This is a genomic window from Pedobacter sp. AC402, from assembly GCF_979252805.1.
Genome location: NZ_CEEDAI010000007.1, coordinates 27322 through 50507, shown reverse-complemented (window position 1 = coordinate 50507; position 23186 = coordinate 27322). Strand labels below are relative to the sequence as shown.

The window sequence follows — 23186 nt, the reverse complement described above, 5'->3', positions numbered from 1 at the left end:
TTTTAAAAAGGATTAAGCAGTTGATGGTTTACATCGATTAAATGTAATTTATGAAACTGTGTTTATCCTTGTGCATTTGTTATTAAATATGGGCCATTGCCAATTTCGCTGATGTAAATCGCAGCTGGATAACCAATTTTATCTACATAATAATCTGTAAGGTGCTTCGCAAAATCTTCTTCATAACCTTTTTCCAATAATGCTATTGCGCAACCACCAAAGCCAGCACCCGTCATTCGTGCGCCGATAACATGATCGTAGCCGCTACAAAAATCAACAACTGCATCAAGTTCGTTTCCGCTTACTTCATATAAATTTCTAAGAGATTCGTGCGAGGCAAACATCAATCTTCCAAATTCTTTTAGGTTTCCATTGTTTAAAGCTTTTGCTGCCAAATGCACACGGTCGTTTTCTTTTACCACGTGGGTTGCGCGGTTTAGAATAGTTTCGTCGGTAATTAAGTGGCTATGGAGCGCAAGTTTCTCTGCAGTTAATTCACAAAGGTAATGCAGTGTTATTTCCTGGTTCAATAATTTTAAAGCCTGCTGGCATTCTGCAACACGCTCGTTGTATTTAGAATCGGCAAGTTCACGTGGTTTGTTGGTATTGATGATAGCAAGTACATAGTTGCCAAGCGTTACATCAACCATTTTATACTTTAAAGTTTCGCAATCCAATACTATTGCTTTGTCTTTTTCGCCAAAAGCAACAGCAAACTGATCCATTATGCCCGAATTTAAGCCGATAAAATCATTTTCAACACGCTTTGCAATTTTAACAAGATCTAATTTGTCATAACCAAGATTATAATAGCTGTTTAATGCAAAAGCGGTTGCAATTTCGATAGATGCTGAGGAGGAAAGTCCAGATCCGATTGGAATATTACCGTAAAATAAAAAATCGAGGCCGTTAATTTCTTTGCCGTCTCTAATAAATTCATTGATTACGCCTACGGGGTAATTGGTCCACGAACTTCCGTCTTTATCATTTAAAACGTTGCTGTTTACTTCTACCTGATTTTCAAAATTTAAGCTTTTAAATCTGAATTTCTGATCATTGTTTGGGGCAATGGCAACCCAGGTACCTAAGGTGATGGCACAGGGCATTACCAAACCGCCATTGTAATCGATGTGTTCGCCAATTAGGTTAACGCGCCCAGGAGTAAAATAAACCGCATCGGCTTTTTTATGGTATTCTGCTGCAAATTTTTCCTCAAGGTTAATGTTCATTTGGCTAAAATATATTTATAAAAAGCATTAATAATGTTATGTTTGCTTAGGAAACAAAAGCCCTAAGTTACAATTTATGAGCGTTCAGCAAATACCTACAGGAAAAATTATTGATGGCGAAGAAGTTATCGCAATCGAACTAACCAATAGTAAAGGCAGTTATGTTAAAATATTTAATTATGGTACTATTATAAATAAGTTTGTAGTAAAAAATGCCAGTGGTGAAATGCAGGATATTGTGCTGGGTTTCGATAGTTTTGATCAATACCTTGATCCGGCTTATTTAGAAAACTATCCATATTTTGGTGCCATTATAGGCCGCTATGCCAACCGCATTAAAAACGGGAAATTTACTATCGGCGAAGAAACATACCAATTGGCACAAAATGCCGGCACTGATACGCTGCACGGTGGCGTGGTGGGTTTCGATAGAAAAGTTTGGGATATTGTGGATATCAGCGAAGGGCCGCAATCATCGGTAACCTTTCAATACGAAAGTGTGGATGGTGAGGAGAATTTTCCCGGAAACCTGATTGTTGATTTAACCTTTGAGCTTACTGAAAATGATGAGTTGATTTTAAGCTATGAAGCAGAAACGGATAAAGCTACAGCAATTAATTTAACGCACCATAGTTACTTTAACTTATCGCCAAAAGGTGGCAATGTTAAAGATCATAAACAGCAGATTTTTGCTTCGAATTACCTTGAGCAGGATGATAATTATTCAGTTACAGGTAAATTAATCCCTGTGGCGGGGACTGCGTGGGATTTTACAAAATCAAAAGCAATTGGCGAAAACTGGAATGAAGAAGAGGGCTACGATCAAACCTTTGTGCTGGATAAAATTTACGGCGATTTATCTCTGGCCAGTAAAACAATTGAAGATGAAAGCGGTTTAGTTTTAAGTGTGTACACCACAGAGCCGGTAGCGCACTTGTATACTGCTAAGTATTTAGCTGTTAAAAATGGAAAAGGTGGTCAGGATTACGATAGTTACGGTGCTTTCTGTGTTGAAACCCAACACCATCCTAATGCTGTAAATATACCTGAGTTTCCGACTACCCTTTTAAACCCTGATGATTTGTACACGCAAACTACAATTTATAAAATTTCATTAAATAGATAACTTATGTTCACCATAGAAAACATCCAAGCGGCAGAATCGAAAATTAAAACTGGTGCAGATTTTCCTCAGTTTGTTAAAGAAATTAAGGAAATGGGTGTGATACGGAACGATGTCTATGTATCTAACGGCTTGTCGATTTATTTTGATAACGAAGATAATGCGCAACAGGGAAGTCCTGAAAATTATCCCGCTTTAATTATAAATGATGAAGCATCTGCCGATAAGTTAAAGCATGCATTGGCTATCCATCAGCAAGGTGAAACAGATTATTTTACGTTTTGTAAGCAGGCTGCAGATGCAGGAGTAGAGAAATGGGTGGTAGATCTGGAAGAAATGACCTGTACATATCTGGATGCCGAAGGGAATGAACTTGTAAAGGAAACGATAGCAACAAAATAATAGATCATTAAACAATAAAGGCCAGAAATATCGGGCCTTTATTGTTTAAAACAAATGGTAATATTTAAGTTTTCCACCTACTTTGAATTTTCAATATAATGGTGCTATTTTATTAGTTTAGGCTGATGTTACTACCTTACATCTAACAACTTTTACTTTAAACTCTTTCCAACACCATTTTAATGGCCTGCTCTACAATTTTGTTTGGCTCTTTGCTGAATTCAAAATTTACCCTGCTAGCCAGAATTGCATTAATGGAAAGTGCATGGTGGCCCAACACTTTCGCCAGTGCATAAATTCCTGCGGTTTCCATTTCTAAATTGGTAATCCGATGCTGGTTGCTCCTGAAGCTATTAATTAGTTCTATAAAGTTTGGTACAGCATTTTTTGCACGCACTATTCGGCCTTGCGGTGCATAAAACCCAGGTGCGGTAATCGTGATGCCTCTCGGCATATCCTTGCCAATGGTATTCAATAGTGTTTCGCTGCCTGCCGTTAAATAAGGATTAATGTTTTTAAGGTGGCCGAAATGGGTTTTAATATCATCCATTAAAAGTTGTTCATCTCCAGAAAGTTGCTGAAGATAATAATTCATTAAGGCATCCATACCTAAACCATGTGACGAAGCCAGTATAGTGCCCATCGGGATATCGGGTTGAACTGCCCCTGAAGTGCCAATGCGGATAATATTTAAGGAAGTAAGCGATTTTTTAACTTCACGGGTTTCAAAATCGATATTCACCAGTGCATCCAACTCGTTAAACACAATATCGATATTATCGGTACCAATCCCTGTTGAAAGTACTGTAACGCGTTTTTTGCCCACATAACCGGTGTGGGTAATAAATTCACGTTTACCTTTCTTATACTCCACCGTATCGAAATGTTTACTTACTTCACCTACGCGGTCAGGATCACCAACAGTAATTACGGTGTCTGCAATCTCTCCGGGCAAAAGGTTTAAGTGGTAGATACTGCCATCAGGATTGATGATTAAATCGCTTTCGGATATTTTCATATTTGGTTTGTTTTGCCTGCTGATTTCGGTTCACGCATTAGATAGTATGGAGGTATTTTAACTTTACGCCATCTATTTTATCAAATTTACTTAAAACCTGGTTCAGTTGTGCCTTTCTGATCTCAAATTTAAGGATACAGTTGCTATCAAATTGTTGATTTAGAATCTGCAGGTTTTCTTCCTTACATAATTTCATTACATCATTCATCTGCAGGTATTCAAAATGTGCCTCGTAAACATCATTTACCGTTTTGCTAACAATGGTAGCGGCTTTAATGGCTTCAATACCAGCGGTTTTATACGCGTTGATTAAACCTGGCACACCAAGTAGTGTACCGCCAAAATAACGCACTACAACAATTAAAATATTGGTGATATCTTCTGATAACAAACAATTTAATATTGGCCTGCCTGCTGTACCCGATGGCTCACCATCATCGTTCACTCTATAAATAGATCGATCGGGTGTTAAGCGGTAAGCATAACAAAAGTGATTGGCCTTAACGTGTTCTGCCCGGAGTTTAGCAATTATCGGTTTTAATTCCGATTCGCTGCGCATAGGGTAGGCATATGCAAGGAACTTGCTTCCTTTATCACGAAAGATACTTTCTGAAGCACTTTCGATTGTTTTATAAGCATCATCGAACAGCATTTTGCGATAGTGTTATGAAGATGACGGCTGCAATAGCCAAAATGATACCTGCGTAATTTAATTTACTCAACTTCTCTTTAAAAGCAATGATTCCAATTAACGACGCCACAATGATTACCCCTAAATTCATAGCAGCAAAAACCGTTGAGGGATTTTCTGCCAGTGCTTTATGGGCTTTCATATAAAAAAGAATGTTTCCGAAATTGAATAAGCCTAAAATAAGCCCGCAAACCAGGTTGATGAGTTGTAATTTTATTTTTCGGGCAATTACCAAAGCAATTACTATCAGCAATGAAACCACAAATGCAAGCGCAAAAACCGTGAAAAGGGAAGTGGTATAGGGCAGATCTTTATATAAGGCAATCTGTTTAAAAAGCACATCAATAACACCAAACCCAATAAAAACCATCACAGGGTAAAGCAAATTTCCTTTACTGTTTTCTACCTGATCGGGCTTGCGTATAAAAGTTAGAAAAATAGCTGCGAAGCCAATGCATAATCCGGCTATTTTGAAACTGTTGAAATCTTCCTTAAAAATGAAATAGGCAGCCAGTACAGGGATAAACAACGATAAACGCTGGGCAATATCAGTTTTAACAATGCCCAGGTTTTTAACGGATGCCGCTAAAAATAAAAATATAGCTGGCAATAAAATTGCCAGTGCAATATAAGCTGGCCATGGTGCGCCTGGGCTAAGCTGACTTACATCTGGCCTGAAAAACAGGAAACACAAAGTTAAAGCTGCCAGGTAGTTAACGGTAACGGCTTGAATGATGCTGATTTGATACCGTTTTGCCAATTTTAATAAAATAGCTACAGTAACACTACAGCAGATACTTAAAATAATATAAATCATTTATTTAATGTCGTTAAGGTAGATAGAGAGTTTATCATTTCCAATTTGTACAGCTTCCTTTAAATTGCCATTAATGGTAGGTGAAGGTACACCATCGGTCCAACTGTTTGATGAAGTGAAAATACGTGCCTCATCCCATAAGCCTGTGCTTAAAAACTGGTTTAATATGTTTGCACCGCCTTCAATAATTACGGATTGAATATCCATCAGGTAAAGCTGAAAAGCAATTTTTTGTGCTAAATAGAAGTGCATATCTTCCATTTGGATGTAATGCACATTATCAATTACATCGGTTTTAACTTCATTAAAGATGATGGTTTTGGCTTCAGTATTAAATATATGGTTGCTTAACGGCACTTGCAGGTTTTTATCGATAACCAAACGTACAGGGTTTTTACCTGGCCACTCGCGGGCTGTTAACTGCGGGTTATCCATAATGGCGGTTTGTTTGCCAATCAGAATTGCATCTTCTTCGGTACGCCATTGGTGCGCCAAACGCTTGGCCAAAGCCCCGCTGATCCATTTTTGATGCCCATCTTTTGTGGCAAAATAACCATTAGCTGTTTCTGCCCATTTTAAAATAATGTAAGGCCTTTGTTTTTGTATCCGTGTAAAAAACCTTCTGTTAAGGTACCGGCATTCATCATCTAAAATCCCACTTACTACGGTAATACCAGCATTTTCGAGCTTCTCAATGCCTTTTCCGTCTACACCCGAAAAGGGATCTTTATTGCCTATCACAACTTTTTTTAGCTGATGTTTAACAAATAAATCCGCACAGGGTGGAGTTTTGCCAAAGTGGGCACAGGGTTCGAGACTAACATAGGCTGTAGCTTGTTTAAGCAGGCTTTCTGCCGCTGTTCCATATTGATCGAATACTGCCTTTACCGCATTGGGCTCTGCATGGGCCTTTCCATATTGCTGATGGTAACCTTCGCCTATAATTTTGCCATTTGCCACAATTACGCAACCAACCATTGGGTTTGGACTTACGTTCCCGATGCCTAAGGCTGCTAACTCCAAACAGCGTTTTATATAAAATTCATCGCTCATTGGGGCAAAAGTAGTAAAAAAAGAGTCACCGACTTATCAAAAGAGATCTGTTGTCATCTCAATTAAGTAATTTTGTGCGCATGAAGATCGGAGAATTAGCGGCACATTACCAGGTTGAACTAGCGGCTTTGTACGAAAGCAATGAAGCTAAAGCACTATTTAATATTGCTGCTGAACATGTTTTAAGCCTTTCTCCAAATCAACAGGTTATGCAGAAGGAAACGGATATCCCTTTCATCAACATGCAAAAACTACTGAGTATCTTAAACGACCTTGAGATTGGTAAGCCTATACAGCATATTTTAGAAGAAGCGTATTTTTATGGTTCGGTTTTTAAGGTTAACGAGCATGTGCTCATCCCAAGGCCTGAAACGGAAGAACTGGTGGATTGGATGATTTCAGTTTGCAATTTACAGCGCTCGGTTAACAATGGTAAGATAATTAGTATACTTGATATCGGAACAGGATCTGGCTGTATCCCTATAACGCTTAAAAAGCATTTGCAAAATGCCGAAGTTTCTACTTTGGATGTATCTGCCGATGCAATTGTTGTAGCCGGGCAGAATGCTTTAAAAATGGGTGTTGAAATCAATTTCATCGAAGCAGATATTTTAACTTATAATACTGAACAAAAATTTGACATCATTGTAGGTAACCCGCCTTATATCAGAGATTTAGAAAAAGCCGATATGCATCACAATGTGCTATCACACGAGCCACATTTAGCCCTGTTTGTAAGCAATGAAAATCCGCTGATCTTTTACAAAGCGATAGCCGACTTTGCCAAAACGAACCTGAAACCTAAGGGGTTATTGTTTTTTGAAATTAATGAATACCTGGGGAACTGATACTGTTGACATGCTAAAGGAAAAGGGCTTTTTACATATTGAGTTGAGACAGGATATGCAGGGCAAAGACAGAATGGTAAGGGCGGAAATTGGGATGGAAGAGGTGTGATGGAAAATGGACGAAGAATAGAAGTCAAAAATTGATTTTCAATGATCAATTTCTAACGATATAGGCTTTATCGTTGAATGATTTTAATGGCCTTAACTTCTTAATTGTAAAAGAAATCATTACTAAGTCAGGATTCAGATGTCTGAAAGTATGGATATATATAAAGAAAGGAAAAACCATTTCAGCTGAACTTTGTGTTTTGCCTTTTTATGCCTTTGCGGTTAAAAATTATTAACTGATGCACGGAAAATTAGCCGTTTTGCTTAAGGCTAATATGGTTAAACTTTTTTAAAACCCAGCTTTGACTTAGTTAATTCAATGATATTATTAAATTGTGACTCACTTGTTTCAGACTTATGCAGCATGAGAAATATTTTATTCTCGATTAGCAGTATGAAAAAATCATTTCGAATTGAATATGATGAAAATGCTCCCCATTTAAAATGAAATCTTTTTTCATTATCAAAATAACTAAATTCATCATCCAAAAATTCAAAAGTATAGATGAAATTCTCGTGTTTTTTACATAGGATATTTAATTCCTTAGAAAAAATGCTACGTACATTTATAATTCTTAAAATATAATTAAGTGTTAGTATACAAAGTATAAAACCCACTATTCCATAAAATGATGAACCCCTTCCGTTATCAATTGTAATTGAAATTATTAACCCTATAGTTAGCATAACATAGATAAACAATTTAATATAGCTATTCTTGTTTTCTAATTTGAATTTTAGCCTGTTGCCTTTAATACAAAGCATTTTATTGAATGGTACAGTAATACTGATCATATTTACTTAATTTAAAGTTAGGCTCTCGGATGAAACTGCGTAATTACCTCTCTTAGGTAATCTCTGTCAATATGCGTATAAATTTCAGTAGTTGTAATACTCGAATGGCCCAACATTTCCTGTACAGCACGTAAATCGGCACCACCTTCAATTAAATGCGTTGCAAATGAATGCCTTAAGGTATGCGGACTGATTGTTTTCTTTAAACCTGTGGTTATTGCCAGGCTTTTAATCAGGTTAAATATCGAAATCCGTGATAATTTAGCACCGAAGCGGTTTAAAAAAATAAAATCTTCATTCCCTTTTTTGATGCTGGCATGTACCCGTACTTCATTTATATAAATATCGAGCAGTTTTAAAGCCACACCACCAATGGGTACCAAACGCTCTTTATTGCCTTTTCCAATTACTTTTATAAATTCAATTTGTGGGAATAGGTTAGAGATTTTTAGTTCGGTAAGTTCTGTCACCCTTAAACCACAGCCATATAATACTTCCATAATGGCTTTGTTGCGCATTCCTTCAGGCTTGGAAGCATCTATTGCGGCAATGAGATCGTTTATCTCATAAATGTTCAGCGTATCGGGGAGTTTCCTGCTTAGCTTCGGGGCTTCAATCAGTGCTGTTGGGTCGTTTGTAATCACCTCCTCGAGCATCAAATAAGAAAAAAAAGCCTTTAAACCCGAAATTACCCGCGCTTGTGTACTGGCTTGCATCCCCAATTCGTTTAGCCACGTAATGAATGATTTTAATTGTGCAATGCTAATATCTGTTAGTTTTGGTTCCTGATTTTATAGATTCAAAGTATTGAATCAGCTTATCTATATCACTAAGGTAGGCCTCAACAGAATTGCCAGACAATGAACGTTCGAGCTTTAAATATGATTTAAATCCTTTAATATATGATTGCCAAAGCATGCTTTTATTTGAGATTTTTTATAACATTGCAACGTTACAACATTATATTATGAAAATACAAATTATTAACGGCCCAAACTTAAACTTATTAGGCGTGCGCGAACCATCTATTTATGGTAGCACGAGTATAGAGGATTATATTAAAGAATTAAAAACCGTTTACCCTGGCATTGAAATAAGCTATTACCAAAGTAATGTAGAGGGTGAAATTATTAATAAACTGCACGAAGTTGGTTTTAGCTGCGATGGCATAATACTTAATGCCGGCGGTTATACGCACACCTCTGTAGCCATTGCAGATGCTATTGCCGCAATTGTTACGCCTGTTGTTGAGGTGCACATATCCAATATTTATGCCCGCGAAGAATACCGTCATGTTTCTTTAACAGGTAAAAACTGTCAGGGTGTTTTAACAGGCTTTGGTATGAATGGTTACCGTTTGGCTATTGAAAGTTTGCTGATCTGATTTTGAGCAGCTGATTAGCACCTGATTATAATAGTGCTCATTTTTAGTGGAGTGTAAGGCCCCAATTAATATGAAAGCTAAATTTTAAGGTGCTCACATTTGTGCAGGAGACTAAAATCGCATAAAATTAGCCTTTACATTTGTGCAGGAGACCAAAATCGCGTGTAATTATTAGCCGCTAGTTTGCAGGAGACCAAAATCGCACAAAATTAGCCTTTACATTTGTGCAGGAGACCAAAATCGCGTGTAATTATTTGCCGCAAGTTTGCAGGAGACCAAAATCGCATAAAATTAGCCTTTACATTTGTGCAGGAGACCAAAATCGCGTGTAATTACTAGCCGCAGGGTTGCAGGAGACTAAAATCGCATAAAATAGGTCATTACAATTGTGCAGGAGACCAAAATCGCGTGTAATTGGTGTCGATTTTACTTTAACTGAGTGAAATACTTAATTTTTTTGATAAAAAAAGCCCAAACAATGCTGTTATTGTACACACCGGTGTGTTGGGGGTATGCTTTTTGAAACGCCTTACGCTTTTTGTTTGTTTTGAATAATGATTTAACAAAATGCCAATGCCCTTTGCTTACAGCCAGGGTAAATTTAGGTTTCCCGCTCAGCAAAAAGTGCCACCAGGCAATAAAATCAATAAACATCCTGATTGTTATCCTGAAAACAGCATCACCAGCAGGCAGGTTTTTTTGCATAATAATCAGGTTGTTCCTAAAGTTGAGGTATGTTTTAAAAGGATTTTCTGTTTGTAAAGTTCCACCGCCAACATGGTAAACTTCGGCATCCGGACAGTACATTATCTTATAGTTCAGGTTTTTTAAACGCCAGCAGAGATCTATTTCCTCCATGTGTGCAAACAAATCTGCATCCAAACCGCCTGCTTCTGTCCAGCATTTACTTTTAATAAAGAAAGCCGCTCCACTTGCCCAAAAAACCTCTTGTTTAACATTGTACTGGTCGCTATCCAACTCATACACATTAAAAATTCTTCCCCGGCAAAAAGGGTAAGCATAAATATCCAGGTAGCCACCGGCCGCACCTGCATATTCGAACTGATTTTTGTTAAGCTGCCATTTTATTTTTGGTTGCGCGGCTGCAATCTGTGCATCGCTTTCCATCAAATCAATAACCGGTTGTATCCAATTCGGGACCACCTCAACATCCGAATTGAGTAGAATGAAATAATCGGCTTCAACACGTTCTAAAACCTTATTGTAGCCTCCTGCAAAACCATAATTCTGGTCGTTCAGAATAATTTTAACCGTTGGAAAGTTTTCTTGTAAGTATGCCACAGAATCATCTGTTGAGGCGTTATCACCTACAATTATTTGCAGGTTATCATATTCGGAAAGTAATATTCCGGGCAAAAACTGTTTTAAATATGCTTTTCCATTCCAGTTTAAAATTACAACGGCTACTGATGGCTTCATTCTTTGTTATTCGGGTTTAAATTTCCAGCGTTTATGGCTCCAAAGCCAGTATTGAGGCTGTTCTTTAATAATATCTTCTAAAAACTTAAAGTGTAAGTCGGTAATTTCGAAATCCTGCATCAGCTCTGGCTCAAGGCACATCGGCAGCACATCAATATGGTAATAACCCTTTTTAATTACTTTAACCTTAAAGTAGTAGATGGGCCTTTTGGTCGATTTTGCAATTTTTTCTACCCCCAGTAAAGCAGCGGTTGGCTGATTTAGAAAATCTACAAAGTATTTTGTTTCCTCTCTTGTTGGCGATTGATCACTTGCAAAACACAATAGGGTAGGTTCATTTTTATAGGCTGCCATACCACGAAGCGTTTGCCGCATTGCGATAAAAATGTTGCCATATTTTGTTCGTGCATAATCGAACCACTTGCCAAAAACTTTATTCGATATCGGTTTAAAAATAACCATTGTTTTGGCAGAAATGTTAAGTCCTAAAGCTAAGGTACCCAGCTCCCAGTTGCCATAATGGCCCGTACAGGCTAAAACGCTTTCGCCCGCTTTAAAATGTTTTTCCAGTTGCTCCAGGCCCGTAAACTTTACGCGCTTTAAAGTTTCTGCTTTGGAGATGCTCGTCATTTTAATAATTTCGAAAATAAGCTCGGCGAGGTACAGAAAGAATTTCTTTTCAATTACCCTGATTTCTGAAGGGGATTTTTCAGGAAAAGAACAGGTTAAATTCTGCCTGACAACTTTTTTTCTATAGCCTATTACGTAATAAAGGAGATAATATAGTAATCTTGCAAAAAAAAACAGCAAAGGCAAAGGGAGCAGCGACAACAGGTATAAAAAAAATACGCCAACGTGCGCAATCCCTCTTTTAATCATTATTTTTAAAACGTTTCAGCTACAAACATAAATTTTCAAATGCAGAATACAGCTATACTTCCATTATTTTATCTTCCACCAGTGGGTTATTTTAGTTTATTGCAAAAACTGGGAACAGATTTTTTAATCGAAAAACATGAACATTTAGCCAAGCAGACCTACCGCAACAGGGCCAGTATTTATTCGCCCAACGGAAAATTGGATATCACTGTTCCGGTTGTTAAAGGCTCTAAAACACATACAAAAATGAAAGATGTGAGGATTAGCTACGATTTTAAGTGGCAGCGTTTGCATTGGTTAAGTTTGGAAAGCTGTTATAGAAGTTCGGCCTATTTTGAATTTTACGAAGATGAGTTGTCGCGTTTTTACAATAACAAATTCGAATTTTTATTCGATTACAACCTCGAACTGGTAGAATGGTTAAGTAAAAAGTTAAAACTGAACAAAGCTTTTGAGGTTACGCCCGAGTATTATGATGATATTGCTCCTGAGCTGGATTTCCGCACGATTATGAATCCTAAAAAAGAAGATGATATTGTAAACAATAAGCCATATTATCAGGTTTTTGAAGATAGACATCAGTTTCTGCCCAACTTAAGCGTGGTTGATCTGTTGTTTAACCAGGGCCCGCAGGCCAAACTATATTTGTAGCAGATGGGAAAAAACAAACCTCGTAATCGACACAAACACTATAAAGTTCCAGCTCCGGGTACCAGTCCGGGCCTGTACGCTATAGATGAAGATGCACTAAAGCCAATAATTGTACTGCATACTTATAACGATAAAAGTTACAAAAAGACGGAGCTTGAGAATATCAACAATATTGATAAGCTGACTGAAAATACTGATTTTTATTATTGGTTCGATATTAAAGGTTTTGCCGATCCCAATATTTTTGAAACGCTGTATACCAAGTTGGATATCAGCAGGCTTGTTTTGGAAGATATTACAAGCTCTTACCAGCGACCGAAGTTGGATGAGTACGATAACGATAAATACATCTTTTCGGTAAGCAGACATCTTTTTTTAAATGATGAAAACGTGCTCAGTAACGACCAGATTTCTTTCATTTTATCTGAACGGACGCTTATTACCTTTCAGGAAACGTATGCCGATTGTTTTGAGCCGGTAAGAAAGCGACTGGAAATAGGGAAGGGCAATATCCGGATTGGTGGTAGCAGCTATTTAATGTATGCCATAATGGATGTGATTGTGGATAATTATTTTACACTACTGAATTTTTGGGGCGAAGAGCTGGATGCGATTGAAGACCGTTTATACGATCATCCTGATAAACGGATTATGTACGATACACAGGCCATCAAAAGATCGTTGATTACCATTAGAAAAGTAACCTGGCCCGAGCGCGATAAACTGAATGATATTATCCGCACCGATAGTCCGCTAATTTCCGATCTCACAAAAACCTATATGAAGGATGCTTACGATCATTGCATCCAGATTATTGATTTCATAGAATCGCTCAAAGAGATTGCTTCAGCAAATATCGACATGAATTTATCCATCATCAGCAATCGGATGAATGAAATTATGAAGGTGCTAACCATTATCTCATCCATATTTATCCCTTTAACATTTATTGCCGGTATTTATGGAATGAATTTTAGCAGGGAAGATCCCGCAACAGGAAAAATATTGAAAGATAACATGCCAGAATTATATGCCGAACATGGTTATTTATACACCTGGATTGTGATGGCGGTGATAGCTGTTATACAGGTAATTTACTTTTGGCGCAAAGGTTGGTTTAAATAATTTTTATTTTTAAAATGTACCAATTCTTGGTAACTTTAATTAAATTAATATTACAACGATGGCACGAAATACATCTATGGCTTTAGGAGATCATTTTGAAAAGTTTGTTGATGAAAGGATTTCTGAAGGAAGATTTAAAAATGCAAGCGAAGTTGTTCGCGCAGGATTAAGGTTATTGGAAGAAGAAGAGAATAAGATTAAAATTTTAAGAGAAGCCCTTCAGGTTGGAATTGATAGTGGAATAGTGAAGGATTTTGATCCGAAAAAACACCTTGAAATGTTGAAAGCCAAAAAAAGGAAAGATGGGTAGCTTTTCTTTTAGTAACAAAGCGCTTGAAGATTTAAGTGAAATTTGGGATTATACTTATGATGTTTGGTCTGAAAATCAAGCAGACAAATACTATAAACTACTAATTGGATTTTGTACTCAAATTGCTAAAAAACCAGGGGTAGGTAGGAATTATAAGGAAACAAATCAAAATGTATTAGGATTCAAAGCAGGTGAATATTTCATTTTTTATCGGATAATTGAGAGTGGAGAAATTGAATTAGCTAGGATTTTACATGCTAAGATGGATTTAAGGGCTAAAATGTCAGAACTTTAATTGGACAAAGGTCAAATTTTTATAAAATCAATTTTTAATATTTGTAGCTTTAGGGCATTTTGGTAAGGTTATAGATGCAGTCATTCGAAATAGATAAAAGCGACGTTCTCAAAGTTAAAAATGCAATTTTAGCTGGTGATGAGACATTAAAAATAGTTTTAGAGGAATACCATGCGTCAGAAATTGCGATTCTTCTTCGAACGTCTGGATAAATCCGAACAGCGGCATATCATAAACCTGCTTCCTGCGGAAATAGCCTCGGAGATCATTTCGGAGATGGATGAAGAATCCCATCCGGAAGATTTACTTTTTGAGCTCCACCCCGATAAACGTACCGAAATTGTTGAAGAACTGGATTATGACGATGCAACCGACATCATTTCTCAGTTGGAGGATCATGAACAGAAGGAAATTTTACAAGATCTTACCGAAGATCATGCCTCCGAAATCCGCAACCTTTTAACTTACGACGAAAAAACTGCCGGTGGTTTGATGAATACAGAGTTGATCTGTGTAAACATCAACCTAACAAAAAAAGATGCCATCGACGAGATTATCCGCCAGAGCGAAGAAATGGAGGAGTTTTATACCATTTACGTAGTGGATGATGAAGAGATATTTAAAGGTATAGTTTCGTTAAAAGATATTATCAAAGCAAAACACAATGCTAAAATAACCGAACTGGTTAAGATAGATGCTGTGTATGTGCATCCCGATACCGACCAGGAAGAGGTGGCCAACCTCATCTCTCAATACAATTTAACCAGTATCCCGGTTATCGATGATCATCAAAAATTGCTCGGCAGGGTAACATTTGATGATGTGATTGATGTGATGGAGGCTGAAAGTACTGAAGATATATTGAAAATATCGGGGGTATCAGAAGATGAGGAATTGAGCGGTAACTGGGTAGAAGCTGTAAAATCGCGTTTGCCCTGGTTAATTACTAACCTCGGAACAGCTTTTCTAGCATCATCCGTGGTGCGTTACTTCGATCCAACAATTAAGTTAATCCCTTCTTTAGCAGCATATATGACTATTATTGCAGGGATGGGCGGTAATGCAGCTACGCAAGCGCTTGCTGTAACGGTTAGGCGTATTTCTCTTTACGATTTAACGGATAAACAAGCTTATAGAACGGTTTTGAAAGAATTTACGGTAGGCTTGATCAATGGTGCTTCCAATGGATTAATCGTATTTATTTTTGCTTACTTTTTCGACGGAAATCCACTGCTTGGATTGGTTATCTTCCTGGCTATGACGGGTAATCTGGTTATTGCTGGCATTACCGGTGCCGGAATTCCGCTTATTTTAAAACGTGTGGGTATCGATCCTGCCATTGCATCATCTATAATTATTACTACTTTTACCGACGTTTTTGGTTTCCTATTGATTTTAGGGCTGGCCAGCAAACTTTTACTATAATTAGGGTTTACTTGATTTAGGTGCAAGAATTAACGCTTGCAAACTGAATGGAGCCCTTGTAAATTTAACTAAGACTACAAATTAAATCTGTAAAATCTGATCCCGATGCAAACAACAAGACACGATTGGACAAAAGAAGAAATATACGAAATTTATAATAGACCATTTTTAGATCTGGTTTATGAAGCTGCCAGCATCCATAGAGAAAATAAAGATTACAATGAAGTTCAGGTAAGTTCATTAATCTCTATTAAAACCGGTGGCTGTGCAGAAGATTGTTCATATTGCCCACAAGCAGCGCGTTACCACACCGAACTGGAGGTACAGCCATTAATGCAGGTTAGCCAGGTGGTTAGTGCTGCGGTTAAGGCAAAAGAAGGTGGTGCATCTCGTTTATGTATGGGTGCTGCCTGGCGCGAAGTACGCGATAACCGCGATTTTGACCGTGTTATTGAAATGGTTAAAGCCGTAAACGATATGGATATGGAAGTTTGCTGTACTTTAGGTATGCTTACCGAAAATCAGGCGCAACGTTTGGCTGATGCCGGTTTATATGCATATAACCACAACATTGATACCTCAGAAGATGATTATAAACGGATTATTTCTACCAGAACTTACGATGATCGCTTGAATACCATTAAGAACGTACGCAAAGCTAAATTAACGGTTTGCAGTGGTGGTATTATTGGATTAGGTGAAACGGTAGAAGACCGGGTTTCGATGTTGCAGACACTTTCCAACATGGAAAAACACCCTGAATCTGTACCAGTTAATGCTTTAGTTCCGGTAAAAGGAACACCTTTGGAAAATCAACCTCGTGTTCCAATCTGGGATATGGTGCGAATGATCGCTACAGCGCGTATTGTAATGCCAAATTCAGTGGTGCGTTTATCAGCAGGCAGAAACGAAATGAGCACATTGGAACAAGCTTTTTGCTTTATGGCAGGTGCAAGCTCTATTTTTGCAGGAGATAAATTGTTGACTACACCAAATCCTGCTTTTGTAGATGATATTGCAATGTTCGAATTGTTGGGATTAAAAACCCGCGACGCTTTTAAAAATGGCAGACCAGCCAATACAAGGGTTGCTGAAGAAGCTGTTTAATAAAAAAATAAATTAATTTTGGTGTGCAATGATGATTCAATGCCACGTATAATATAAATGGTGTCAGATTTACTATCTGACACCATGTTAAAAAGTAAAACAGTATCTTTTTTAAACTGCTGTTACTCTTACCTCAATATTTCCTTTTGTTGCTTTAGAATATGGGCAAGCCTTGTGTGCTTTATCAGCCAATGCCTGTGCTTCTTCATGAGAAATACCTGGAATATGCACATCCAGATCTGCAGATAAAACGAATGAGTTTCCGTCTTTATTAAATGAAACCAATACTTTCACATTTGCTTCACTAACATCAACACCTTCACGTTCTGCAACAGAGCCTAATGCACCTAAATAACATGGTCCCCAGGCTGCTGCAAATAGTTCTTCAGGGTTAGTTGCCCCGCCCTGGCCACCAAGCTCTTTAGGTTTGCGTAATTCAAAATCTAAAATTCCATCACTTGATTTGATGTGTCCGTCTCTTCCTCCAGTAGCTGTAACTTCAGCTGTATATAGCTTTTCCATAATGATATATTAATGTGAAGAGTTAACAAATCACAAAGGCCTTTGTTTGATGCGGGTTTTGTTACCACAAAATTTCAGCCTGGCTAAATCGATTTGAAAATGGTTAATGGAAGTAATGAAATGGTAAATTAAATTTTAATTTTTACCGATAGTTTATAGATATCGTACGCTACCTTTTGAATCAGGTCGAACTGTTCGGGTACTAAATCTTCACCTTTTTTTATCGCTAAGCCAGTATCATTTAACCTGATGAGTGGAACATTATCCATTGTGCTGGTGCCTTGTATCAAATTATCAATAGCGGTATCAAGCAGGTAATTTGTGTTATTGGCAATTGGCTTTAAAGCGTCGAAACTTTCAAAAATGAACTGATGTTCTTTATTATATAAAGAAAGTGTTGCCACATATGATGACAGCAGATGGCTTAATGCAGTAAATTGATGCACCTCCTTAATAAATAATTGTTTGCTTTTTGGTTCGGAAAACATTCTTTGAAATAGAGAAGCCAGGTTTGCGGTGCTCACATAAACTTCTTTGCGGGCAAGCTTGTATTCGGTTCTGTTGTAATTCTTTTCGAAATAAAGTTTAATTACCTGCGCATAATATGCTTTATTGGCCCTTAAAATATTCAGCATGGCTTCTTTTAGTTTTTCATGCTCCCAGGTTGGGAACAAAGAATAACTGGCTATTAGCGCAATTCCTGAACCTATAAAAGTATCATAGATTCTCTCGCGGGCAAGCGCAATTGATCCCATACCCAAAAAATCGAATAGGATTAAGATATAAGGTGTCATAAACAGCACACTTACTACATAATTTTTCCTTTGGAAACTGTAGCACCCCACCATGCAGATCAGCAAAATTACAAATAAGGTGTGTCTGTCATCAATATAAGTCAACACGCCCATCCCAATAAACGCACCTATTGTAGTACCAATTAAACGCTGATAATTGCGTTCTTTTGTTAAGCTAAAGCCCGGTTTTGAGATAACCAGGATGGTAAGCAGAATCCAATAACTGTGTGAGAAATTGAGGATCAGCGAAACAATAAAGCCCAAAAGCATTACCACGGTAACCCTCAGCGAATGCCTGAAAGTGGAAGAGCTATAGGTTAAATTCTCGGTAAATAGTTTAAAATCAAATTTCTGCCTGGTAATAAATTTCTCTGTATCTACCTCTGCCTGCCTGATATCTTTGCTGTTCCTGATCTTAAAATAACTGAAGATGGTTTTAACCCTGGCCAGTATATTTTCAATATTTACTTCTATGTTTTTAAGTGCAATAATGCCAAGGGTATTGTACTCCTGGTTTTGATTGTTTTTCTCCAGGTCGTTTATTTTAATCTTCAAACGTTCAATCTCAATCAATAAACGCTTTGATACAACAGGCGTACCACCGCTTTTTAATGCGAAAGCAATATCATCAAGCGCATAAGAAATCCTTTTAATGGCCATTTCATAATCAGAAAGTATCCCGGCCTTATCAAACTGATCATGCAATTGCTGGTAATTATAATAGGTAGACATAACCTGCTCGAAAAGATCAACCATATCTACAAAAACCAGGAGCAAAAATCTACCTTCGGGAGTAGAATCCCTTACAATTTCGCGTGTTCTAAACAATAACTCTCTTACTGCATCCTGTTTTTCGTGTACAGAAACCTGGAGTTGTAAAAGATCGGAATACGTTTTATCGTAATTGTTGTTCTGATGGTAAAACTTCGCCTTCTCCCGCAGAAATTCTGCCACCTCTAATATTGAATCGCTCAGCGATTGCTGTACCAAACGGAAAGGGCGGAGGCGGTATACAAAATAACTCAAACCAGTATACCAAAGGCTTCCGGCCAGCACCATAACGGCATGTAGTAGCACATCCTGCCAGGGCCGTACATCATCGATACCTAAAACCATAATCAGCAGCACCGCAGTGCCAACCGATGCAGCCCTGAGCCCGTAGATATAAAACATTGAAAATACGAAACTCGATACCACTAGTAAAAACCCTATAAAGTAATGGTTTTTATTGGTTAGGCCTGTAATAATCGAAAAGATGAAAATTAGCGCGGTGGTAACCAGCATTGCATTTCTCCTGTGTACCATAGGGCCGGGGCTATCAACCACACTTACACATAATGCGCCAAGCGATAAAGTCATGCCGTACTTAAGCAAACCGAACTGGGCCAGTATTAAAGAGGGGAGCAGTACACCAATGGTTATTCGGAGCCCGTCGGCAAAATACGTACTCAATAAAAAGTCTTGTACATTTCTAATGGGTTGCCTAATCTGCATGTACAAAAATAACATAATAGCGAAGTTTTTTGTTGCGATTAAAATTAAGTTTTATGCTTTTTTTTAACTTTTAAGCAGAAATACTTTAATGTGTTGACTGCCAGAATGATAAGAAATGTTTGTAATTACATCTTTCCTAATTGTTAATAAGATGAAACAATATGCCATTAGATTAAATAAAGAGCCGTTTTAAATATTTAACATGTTGATAAACAGTGTTTTTAGGTGGATAACTTTGTGAATAAAAACGTTCATTTTTCTCTTGACAAAAGAACGTTTTCATGCTAAATTAGATCATATCAAATACGAAGTACTTTGAATTCTGATAAAACAATCCAAAAGAGATAAAGAACCGAAAGGGAAATTGTTTCGGATAGTTTACAGGGAAAACGATTAATTTCAGAAAGGGTTAAACCGAGTAAGAATATATATAACCATCGAAAGATTGGACGATAAGAAAATCGCACAGGCCCAAACAGAGCTTATTGAAAACTAAGAAGTTTACGGACGGAAGAGTTGGAAATAAATTTTCACGGATCGCAAAAGTTGCAAAACCTAACGATAACGGAAAAATCAAAGTAACAAGAATTAGATGCTTTAAAATACGACTAAGGTTGTTTTTAAAGTTAAAACGGGGAACTGAATCGAAAGAAGAAGGTCCCCGTTTTTATTTTGGTAAAAACTTTCCAGCAATCAAAAAAGAAGCACACATTTTTCTGCTTATTATTCCTAAAGTATTAAATTTACCAAATGGCCAAAAAAGGTAAATCAATCTCCGCTCCATCAAAAAAGATCTTCGTTTTAGATACCTCTGTCATTTTATACGATCACGATGCAATAAATAATTTCCACGAGCATGACGTAGCTATTCCTATCCAGGTTTTAGAAGAACTTGATAATTTTAAAAGTGGTAATGACACCAGGAATTTTGAAGCCAGAAGTTTTATACGCCTAATTGATGAAACATCTAAACAAAAACTCATTAGTGATTGGATTGCACTTAAAAGTGCCGATGCAGGTAAGTTTAAAGTAGTTTTAAATGAAAAACCGCTTACTGTTGATGCTGAGGAAGTGTATGGAAAAGGAAAAACCGACCATAAGATTTTAAATGCCGCTTTAAGTTTAAAAAGAGGAGCATCCTGATAAAAAAGTGGTTTTGGTATCGAAAGATATTTGCCTTAGATTAAAAGCCAAAGCACTCGATTTAAATGCTGAAGATTACGAAACTGGTAAAATTAAAAACGTTGATGAACTTTATGCCGGGAAAACTGAGATAACGGATTTTCCTGTTGAAGTTATAGAGGAGATAAAAAAACACCCCTTTATCGATGCCAGCGAGATTGAGTCTGCCACCTAAAAACGCCAACCATTTTTATATTTTAAAAAATAAAAGGAAAACAGCGAATGTATTTTATAACAATAATTTAAAAACGCTTTCTGCTGTTTCTACCGATCCTATATTTAAAATTAAACCAAAAAATATTGAACAGGCCTTTGCAATTCACGCGCTTTTGGATCCGGAAATTAAGCTCGTAAGTATTCAGGGGAATGCCGGTACAGGCAAAACTCTTTTGGCTCTGGCCAGTGCGTTAGAACAGCGCAAAAACTTCAGGCAGATATATGTAACCCGACCAATCGTTTCATTGAGTAATAAAGATATCGGGTTTTTGCCGAGGGGATGCAAAATCAAAAACCGATCCTTTCATGGCTCCTATATGGGATAACCTGCGTTTTATTAAAGAGCAGTTTATCGGCGATGATAAAATGACTGAAAAGATTGATGAGCTGATTGCAACCGAGAAAATAGCCATTGCTCCTTTAGCTTTCATCCGTGGAAGAACCCTTACCAAAATTTTCTTCATTATTGATGAAGCCCAAAATTTAACACCCCATGAGGTAAAAACAATTATATCGAGGGCAGGTGAACATACCAAAGTTGTTTTTACTGGCGATATTTATCAAATCGATACACCATATCTCGATTCGGAAAGTAACGGGCTTTCGTACCTGATAGAAAACGCCAAAAACCATCCGCTTTATGCACACATTACCTTACATAAAGGCGAAAGGAGTGAGTTGGCAAATTTGGCAAATGAGTTGTTGTAAAGGATACTTCATTACGTAAAACTAAGTTGATCGTCATTCCTAATTTGATTGGGAATCGTAATGTATTAAGATTCCCGCCTGCACGGGAATGACGCTTGTTTTCAATTTAATGGTATTTCTTCAAGCTTCTTAAACAGATAAACAAACCGATTAAAGTTAAAACCGCACTCAGTATAAACGGTGCGCCCGGAAAGTAAACTGGTGCTTTCCCTTCAATAAAATAAGCGAAAATATGTGTCATTACCCAAGGGGCAAATATGGCTGCTAAACTTTGTAGCCCCGTTAAAACGCCCTGCATTTCACCTTGAGCATTTGACGGAATTTGATTGGAGATTAACCCCTGCATCGCTGGTCCACCGATACCTGCCAAGCCATAAGGAACCATAAAAGCAAACATCATCCAGCCTTTACTGGCAAACGCAAATGCAACAAAACCGATTACATATAAAATCAATCCGAAATAAACAGCTTTCTTTTCTCCAATTTTTGGAAGGATAATCCGGATTAACCCACCCTGAACAATACCGATTACCAAACCCACAAAGCCTAACGAATAACCAACCCATGCAGCATCCCATTTAAATTTTTCCATCGTATAAAATGTCCAGTTGGATTGAACAGAGTGGCTAGAGAAATACAATAAGAATAATGTTGCCATTAAGCCTAATAACGCAGGGTATTTACCAATACTCAATAATGAACCAACCGGGTTTGCTCTTTTCCAGTCGAAAGCCCTTCGTTTATCCACAGGTAAAGATTCTGGTAATATAAAATAACCATAAAGCCAGTTGATTAATGATAAACCAGCAGCAATCATGAAAGGAACCCGAGTGCCGAAATGACTAAAAACACCTCCTAATACCGGACCAAGGATAAATCCAACGCCAAATGCTGCCCCAACCAAACCAAAATTCTGCGCTCTCTTTTCAGGCGGCGAAACATCAGCAATATAAGCTTGCGCTGTAGTAAAACTGGCACCGGTAATGCCAGCTATAATTCTTCCTACAAATAACCAGATGATAGAAGGGGCGAAGGCTAAAAAGATATAATCGATACCGAGGCCGAATAAAGAGCTTAATAATACAGGTCTGCGGCCATACCGGTCGCTCTATTGCTCCGATAATTGGCGAAAATATAAATTGAACCGATGCATAAGCCAATGTAAGCCAACCGCCATACTCTGCAGCCAGGCCGAAACCGCCTCCGGTAAAATCCTGTATAAGTTTTGGTAAAACAGGAATAATCAACCCAAAACCTGTAAAATCAATCAGGAGGGTAACCATAATAAAACTCATTGCAGATTTCTTCGTATTTGCCATCGTAGATCAGGTTGAAAAACAAAAGTATCAGAATTAGTTAACAATGTAAATTTTTGTTCTCTACAAACTCAATTACAAACCTAGTAGGTTTTTGAAACCTGCGAGGTTTAGATCCAAATATGAAATACTGTCCTCTGTTTATAAACCTGATATAGCGGAAAGCCCGCAATGAGGTACGAGTGATGACTTGCAGCGATAGCAGTACTGCAGACCGCCACTGAAATAGAACCTCACATATACAAAAAAAACTT

The 23186-nt window shown here is 37.6% G+C and carries 27 protein-coding genes and 1 pseudogene; 16 read left to right on the top strand and 12 right to left on the bottom strand.

Annotated elements, in window-relative coordinates:
• Positions 1-62 precede the first annotated feature (62 nt).
• Positions 63-1229 (bottom strand): galactokinase, encoded by a 1167-nt coding sequence (locus tag AC0IWE_RS06670; RefSeq protein ID WP_471792464.1) that lies wholly within the window; start codon positions 1227-1229, stop codon positions 63-65.
• 76 nt (positions 1230-1305) lie between these two features.
• Between AC0IWE_RS06670 and AC0IWE_RS06665 the strand changes: the two genes are divergently transcribed.
• The gene (locus AC0IWE_RS06665) at positions 1306-2355 is read left to right on the top strand and encodes an aldose epimerase family protein (protein ID WP_471792463.1); all 1050 of its coding nucleotides are present in this window, start codon (positions 1306-1308) and stop codon (positions 2353-2355) included.
• Positions 2356-2358: 3 nt separating this feature from the next.
• Positions 2359-2754 (top strand): DUF1398 domain-containing protein, encoded by a 396-nt coding sequence (locus AC0IWE_RS06660; protein WP_471792462.1) that lies wholly within the window; start codon positions 2359-2361, stop codon positions 2752-2754.
• A 157-nt stretch (positions 2755-2911) separates the two neighbouring features.
• On the opposite strand, the gene AC0IWE_RS06655 is transcribed toward AC0IWE_RS06660, so the two are convergent.
• The 4 genes from AC0IWE_RS06655 to ribD are packed head-to-tail and all read right to left on the bottom strand — an operon-like array spanning position 2912 to position 6333.
• Positions 2912-3772, bottom strand: a complete 861-nt coding sequence (locus AC0IWE_RS06655) for a nucleoside phosphorylase (protein WP_471792461.1) — start codon at positions 3770-3772, stop codon at positions 2912-2914.
• 37 nt (positions 3773-3809) lie between these two features.
• Entirely contained in the window at positions 3810-4424 is a 615-nt protein-coding gene (locus AC0IWE_RS06650) for an IMPACT family protein (RefSeq protein WP_471792460.1), read from the bottom strand.
• A complete protein-coding gene (locus AC0IWE_RS06645) occupies positions 4411-5280 on the bottom strand; it encodes an EamA family transporter (RefSeq protein WP_471792459.1) in 870 nt (289 codons plus the stop codon). The genes AC0IWE_RS06650 and AC0IWE_RS06645 overlap by 14 nt, the downstream gene beginning before the upstream one ends.
• Entirely contained in the window at positions 5281-6333 is a 1053-nt protein-coding gene (ribD, locus tag AC0IWE_RS06640; protein ID WP_471792458.1) for a bifunctional diaminohydroxyphosphoribosylaminopyrimidine deaminase/5-amino-6-(5-phosphoribosylamino)uracil reductase RibD, read from the bottom strand.
• 80 nt (positions 6334-6413) lie between these two features.
• On the opposite strand from ribD, the gene prmC reads away from it, so the two are divergent.
• Together prmC and AC0IWE_RS06630 are read left to right on the top strand one after the other, a co-directional pair.
• Positions 6414-7181 carry a peptide chain release factor N(5)-glutamine methyltransferase gene (gene prmC, locus AC0IWE_RS06635; RefSeq protein WP_471792457.1) on the top strand — a complete coding sequence of 256 codons (768 nt, stop codon included), beginning with the start codon at positions 6414-6416 and terminating at the stop codon, positions 7179-7181.
• A complete protein-coding gene (locus AC0IWE_RS06630; RefSeq protein ID WP_471792456.1) occupies positions 7162-7290 on the top strand; it encodes a hypothetical protein in 129 nt (42 codons plus the stop codon). Before prmC ends, AC0IWE_RS06630 begins: the two co-directional genes overlap by 20 nt.
• Positions 7291-7568: 278 nt before the next feature.
• Here the strand turns inward: AC0IWE_RS06630 and AC0IWE_RS06625 are convergent, their stop codons facing one another.
• Both AC0IWE_RS06625 and xerD read right to left on the bottom strand, forming a co-directional pair.
• Complete coding sequence (locus AC0IWE_RS06625; RefSeq protein ID WP_471792455.1) at positions 7569-8084, bottom strand: hypothetical protein; 516 nt, start codon at positions 8082-8084, stop codon at positions 7569-7571.
• A 17-nt stretch (positions 8085-8101) separates the two neighbouring features.
• A pseudogene (xerD, locus tag AC0IWE_RS06620) lies at positions 8102-9002 on the bottom strand (site-specific tyrosine recombinase XerD).
• A 49-nt stretch (positions 9003-9051) separates the two neighbouring features.
• On the opposite strand from xerD, the gene aroQ reads away from it, so the two are divergent.
• Positions 9052-9468 (top strand): type II 3-dehydroquinate dehydratase, encoded by a 417-nt coding sequence (aroQ, locus tag AC0IWE_RS06615; RefSeq protein ID WP_471792454.1) that lies wholly within the window; start codon positions 9052-9054, stop codon positions 9466-9468.
• Between the two features lie 426 nt (positions 9469-9894).
• Here aroQ and AC0IWE_RS06610 read toward each other — a convergent pair whose 3' ends face one another.
• Both AC0IWE_RS06610 and AC0IWE_RS06605 read right to left on the bottom strand, forming a co-directional pair.
• Entirely contained in the window at positions 9895-10908 is a 1014-nt protein-coding gene (locus tag AC0IWE_RS06610; RefSeq protein ID WP_471792453.1) for a glycosyltransferase family 2 protein, read from the bottom strand.
• 6 nt (positions 10909-10914) lie between these two features.
• Positions 10915-11787: a lysophospholipid acyltransferase family protein gene (locus AC0IWE_RS06605; RefSeq protein WP_471792452.1), complete on the bottom strand. Its 873-nt coding sequence runs from the start codon at positions 11785-11787 to the stop codon at positions 10915-10917.
• A 39-nt stretch (positions 11788-11826) separates the two neighbouring features.
• Between AC0IWE_RS06605 and AC0IWE_RS06600 the strand changes: the two genes are divergently transcribed.
• The 6 genes from AC0IWE_RS06600 (at position 11827) to bioB (ending at position 16700) form a co-directional block, all read left to right on the top strand.
• The gene (locus AC0IWE_RS06600; protein WP_055913652.1) at positions 11827-12438 is read left to right on the top strand and encodes a WbqC family protein; all 612 of its coding nucleotides are present in this window, start codon (positions 11827-11829) and stop codon (positions 12436-12438) included.
• Between the two features lie 3 nt (positions 12439-12441).
• Positions 12442-13563 carry a magnesium/cobalt transporter CorA gene (gene corA, locus AC0IWE_RS06595; protein ID WP_463495002.1) on the top strand — a complete coding sequence of 374 codons (1122 nt, stop codon included), beginning with the start codon at positions 12442-12444 and terminating at the stop codon, positions 13561-13563.
• Between the two features lie 58 nt (positions 13564-13621).
• Positions 13622-13873 carry a type II toxin-antitoxin system ParD family antitoxin gene (locus AC0IWE_RS06590; RefSeq protein ID WP_055913660.1) on the top strand — a complete coding sequence of 84 codons (252 nt, stop codon included), beginning with the start codon at positions 13622-13624 and terminating at the stop codon, positions 13871-13873.
• Positions 13866-14168: a type II toxin-antitoxin system RelE/ParE family toxin gene (locus AC0IWE_RS06585; RefSeq protein ID WP_471792451.1), complete on the top strand. Its 303-nt coding sequence runs from the start codon at positions 13866-13868 to the stop codon at positions 14166-14168. The genes AC0IWE_RS06590 and AC0IWE_RS06585 overlap by 8 nt, the downstream gene beginning before the upstream one ends.
• A 171-nt stretch (positions 14169-14339) precedes the next feature.
• Positions 14340-15593, top strand: coding sequence for a magnesium transporter (mgtE, locus tag AC0IWE_RS06580; protein WP_471792450.1), 1254 nt, complete (start codon positions 14340-14342; stop codon positions 15591-15593).
• Between the two features lie 105 nt (positions 15594-15698).
• Positions 15699-16700 carry a biotin synthase BioB gene (bioB, locus tag AC0IWE_RS06575; protein WP_471792449.1) on the top strand — a complete coding sequence of 334 codons (1002 nt, stop codon included), beginning with the start codon at positions 15699-15701 and terminating at the stop codon, positions 16698-16700.
• A 111-nt stretch (positions 16701-16811) separates the two neighbouring features.
• Here bioB and AC0IWE_RS06570 read toward each other — a convergent pair whose 3' ends face one another.
• Both AC0IWE_RS06570 and AC0IWE_RS06565 read right to left on the bottom strand, forming a co-directional pair.
• Entirely contained in the window at positions 16812-17222 is a 411-nt protein-coding gene (locus AC0IWE_RS06570; protein WP_471792448.1) for an organic hydroperoxide resistance protein, read from the bottom strand.
• Positions 17223-17350: 128 nt separating this feature from the next.
• Positions 17351-19510 (bottom strand): FUSC family protein, encoded by a 2160-nt coding sequence (locus AC0IWE_RS06565; protein ID WP_471792447.1) that lies wholly within the window; start codon positions 19508-19510, stop codon positions 17351-17353.
• A 485-nt stretch (positions 19511-19995) separates the two neighbouring features.
• On the opposite strand from AC0IWE_RS06565, the gene AC0IWE_RS06560 reads away from it, so the two are divergent.
• The 5 genes from AC0IWE_RS06560 to AC0IWE_RS06540 are packed head-to-tail and all read left to right on the top strand — an operon-like array spanning position 19996 to position 21616.
• A complete protein-coding gene (locus AC0IWE_RS06560) occupies positions 19996-20277 on the top strand; it encodes a hypothetical protein (protein ID WP_157255498.1) in 282 nt (93 codons plus the stop codon).
• Complete coding sequence (locus tag AC0IWE_RS06555) at positions 20261-20653, top strand: PIN domain-containing protein (RefSeq protein WP_471792446.1); 393 nt, start codon at positions 20261-20263, stop codon at positions 20651-20653. The genes AC0IWE_RS06560 and AC0IWE_RS06555 overlap by 17 nt, the downstream gene beginning before the upstream one ends.
• 13 nt (positions 20654-20666) lie before the next feature.
• Complete coding sequence (locus AC0IWE_RS06550; RefSeq protein ID WP_471792445.1) at positions 20667-20867, top strand: hypothetical protein; 201 nt, start codon at positions 20667-20669, stop codon at positions 20865-20867.
• Complete coding sequence (locus tag AC0IWE_RS06545) at positions 20839-21234, top strand: PhoH family protein (protein ID WP_471792444.1); 396 nt, start codon at positions 20839-20841, stop codon at positions 21232-21234. The genes AC0IWE_RS06550 and AC0IWE_RS06545 overlap by 29 nt, the downstream gene beginning before the upstream one ends.
• Positions 21215-21616, top strand: a complete 402-nt coding sequence (locus AC0IWE_RS06540; protein WP_471792443.1) for a PhoH family protein — start codon at positions 21215-21217, stop codon at positions 21614-21616. Before AC0IWE_RS06545 ends, AC0IWE_RS06540 begins: the two co-directional genes overlap by 20 nt.
• A gap of 106 nt (positions 21617-21722) precedes the next feature.
• Here AC0IWE_RS06540 and AC0IWE_RS06535 read toward each other — a convergent pair whose 3' ends face one another.
• Positions 21723-22670 (bottom strand): TCR/Tet family MFS transporter, encoded by a 948-nt coding sequence (locus AC0IWE_RS06535; protein WP_471792828.1) that lies wholly within the window; start codon positions 22668-22670, stop codon positions 21723-21725.
• Positions 22671-23186 lie beyond the last annotated feature (516 nt).

Coding starts and splice junctions, on each gene's coding strand:
- AC0IWE_RS06670 (WP_471792464.1), bottom strand. CDS start 1,229: ATGAACATTAACCTTGAGGAAAAATTTGCAGCAGAATACCATAAAAAA.
- AC0IWE_RS06665 (WP_471792463.1), top strand. CDS start 1,306: ATGAGCGTTCAGCAAATACCTACAGGAAAAATTATTGATGGCGAAGAA.
- AC0IWE_RS06660 (WP_471792462.1), top strand. CDS start 2,359: ATGTTCACCATAGAAAACATCCAAGCGGCAGAATCGAAAATTAAAACT.
- AC0IWE_RS06655 (WP_471792461.1), bottom strand. CDS start 3,772: ATGAAAATATCCGAAAGCGATTTAATCATCAATCCTGATGGCAGTATC.
- AC0IWE_RS06650 (WP_471792460.1), bottom strand. CDS start 4,424: ATGCTGTTCGATGATGCTTATAAAACAATCGAAAGTGCTTCAGAAAGT.
- AC0IWE_RS06645 (WP_471792459.1), bottom strand. CDS start 5,280: ATGATTTATATTATTTTAAGTATCTGCTGTAGTGTTACTGTAGCTATT.
- ribD (WP_471792458.1), bottom strand. CDS start 6,333: ATGAGCGATGAATTTTATATAAAACGCTGTTTGGAGTTAGCAGCCTTA.
- prmC (WP_471792457.1), top strand. CDS start 6,414: ATGAAGATCGGAGAATTAGCGGCACATTACCAGGTTGAACTAGCGGCT.
- AC0IWE_RS06630 (WP_471792456.1), top strand. CDS start 7,162: ATGAATACCTGGGGAACTGATACTGTTGACATGCTAAAGGAAAAGGGC.
- AC0IWE_RS06625 (WP_471792455.1), bottom strand. CDS start 8,084: ATGATCAGTATTACTGTACCATTCAATAAAATGCTTTGTATTAAAGGC.
- aroQ (WP_471792454.1), top strand. CDS start 9,052: ATGAAAATACAAATTATTAACGGCCCAAACTTAAACTTATTAGGCGTG.
- AC0IWE_RS06610 (WP_471792453.1), bottom strand. CDS start 10,908: ATGAAGCCATCAGTAGCCGTTGTAATTTTAAACTGGAATGGAAAAGCA.
- AC0IWE_RS06605 (WP_471792452.1), bottom strand. CDS start 11,787: ATGATTAAAAGAGGGATTGCGCACGTTGGCGTATTTTTTTTATACCTG.
- AC0IWE_RS06600 (WP_055913652.1), top strand. CDS start 11,827: ATGCAGAATACAGCTATACTTCCATTATTTTATCTTCCACCAGTGGGT.
- corA (WP_463495002.1), top strand. CDS start 12,442: ATGGGAAAAAACAAACCTCGTAATCGACACAAACACTATAAAGTTCCA.
- AC0IWE_RS06590 (WP_055913660.1), top strand. CDS start 13,622: ATGGCACGAAATACATCTATGGCTTTAGGAGATCATTTTGAAAAGTTT.
- AC0IWE_RS06585 (WP_471792451.1), top strand. CDS start 13,866: ATGGGTAGCTTTTCTTTTAGTAACAAAGCGCTTGAAGATTTAAGTGAA.
- mgtE (WP_471792450.1), top strand. CDS start 14,340: ATGCGTCAGAAATTGCGATTCTTCTTCGAACGTCTGGATAAATCCGAA.
- bioB (WP_471792449.1), top strand. CDS start 15,699: ATGCAAACAACAAGACACGATTGGACAAAAGAAGAAATATACGAAATT.
- AC0IWE_RS06570 (WP_471792448.1), bottom strand. CDS start 17,222: ATGGAAAAGCTATATACAGCTGAAGTTACAGCTACTGGAGGAAGAGAC.
- AC0IWE_RS06565 (WP_471792447.1), bottom strand. CDS start 19,510: ATGCAGATTAGGCAACCCATTAGAAATGTACAAGACTTTTTATTGAGT.
- AC0IWE_RS06555 (WP_471792446.1), top strand. CDS start 20,261: ATGGCCAAAAAAGGTAAATCAATCTCCGCTCCATCAAAAAAGATCTTC.
- AC0IWE_RS06545 (WP_471792444.1), top strand. CDS start 20,839: ATGCCAGCGAGATTGAGTCTGCCACCTAAAAACGCCAACCATTTTTAT.
- AC0IWE_RS06540 (WP_471792443.1), top strand. CDS start 21,215: ATGGCTCCTATATGGGATAACCTGCGTTTTATTAAAGAGCAGTTTATC.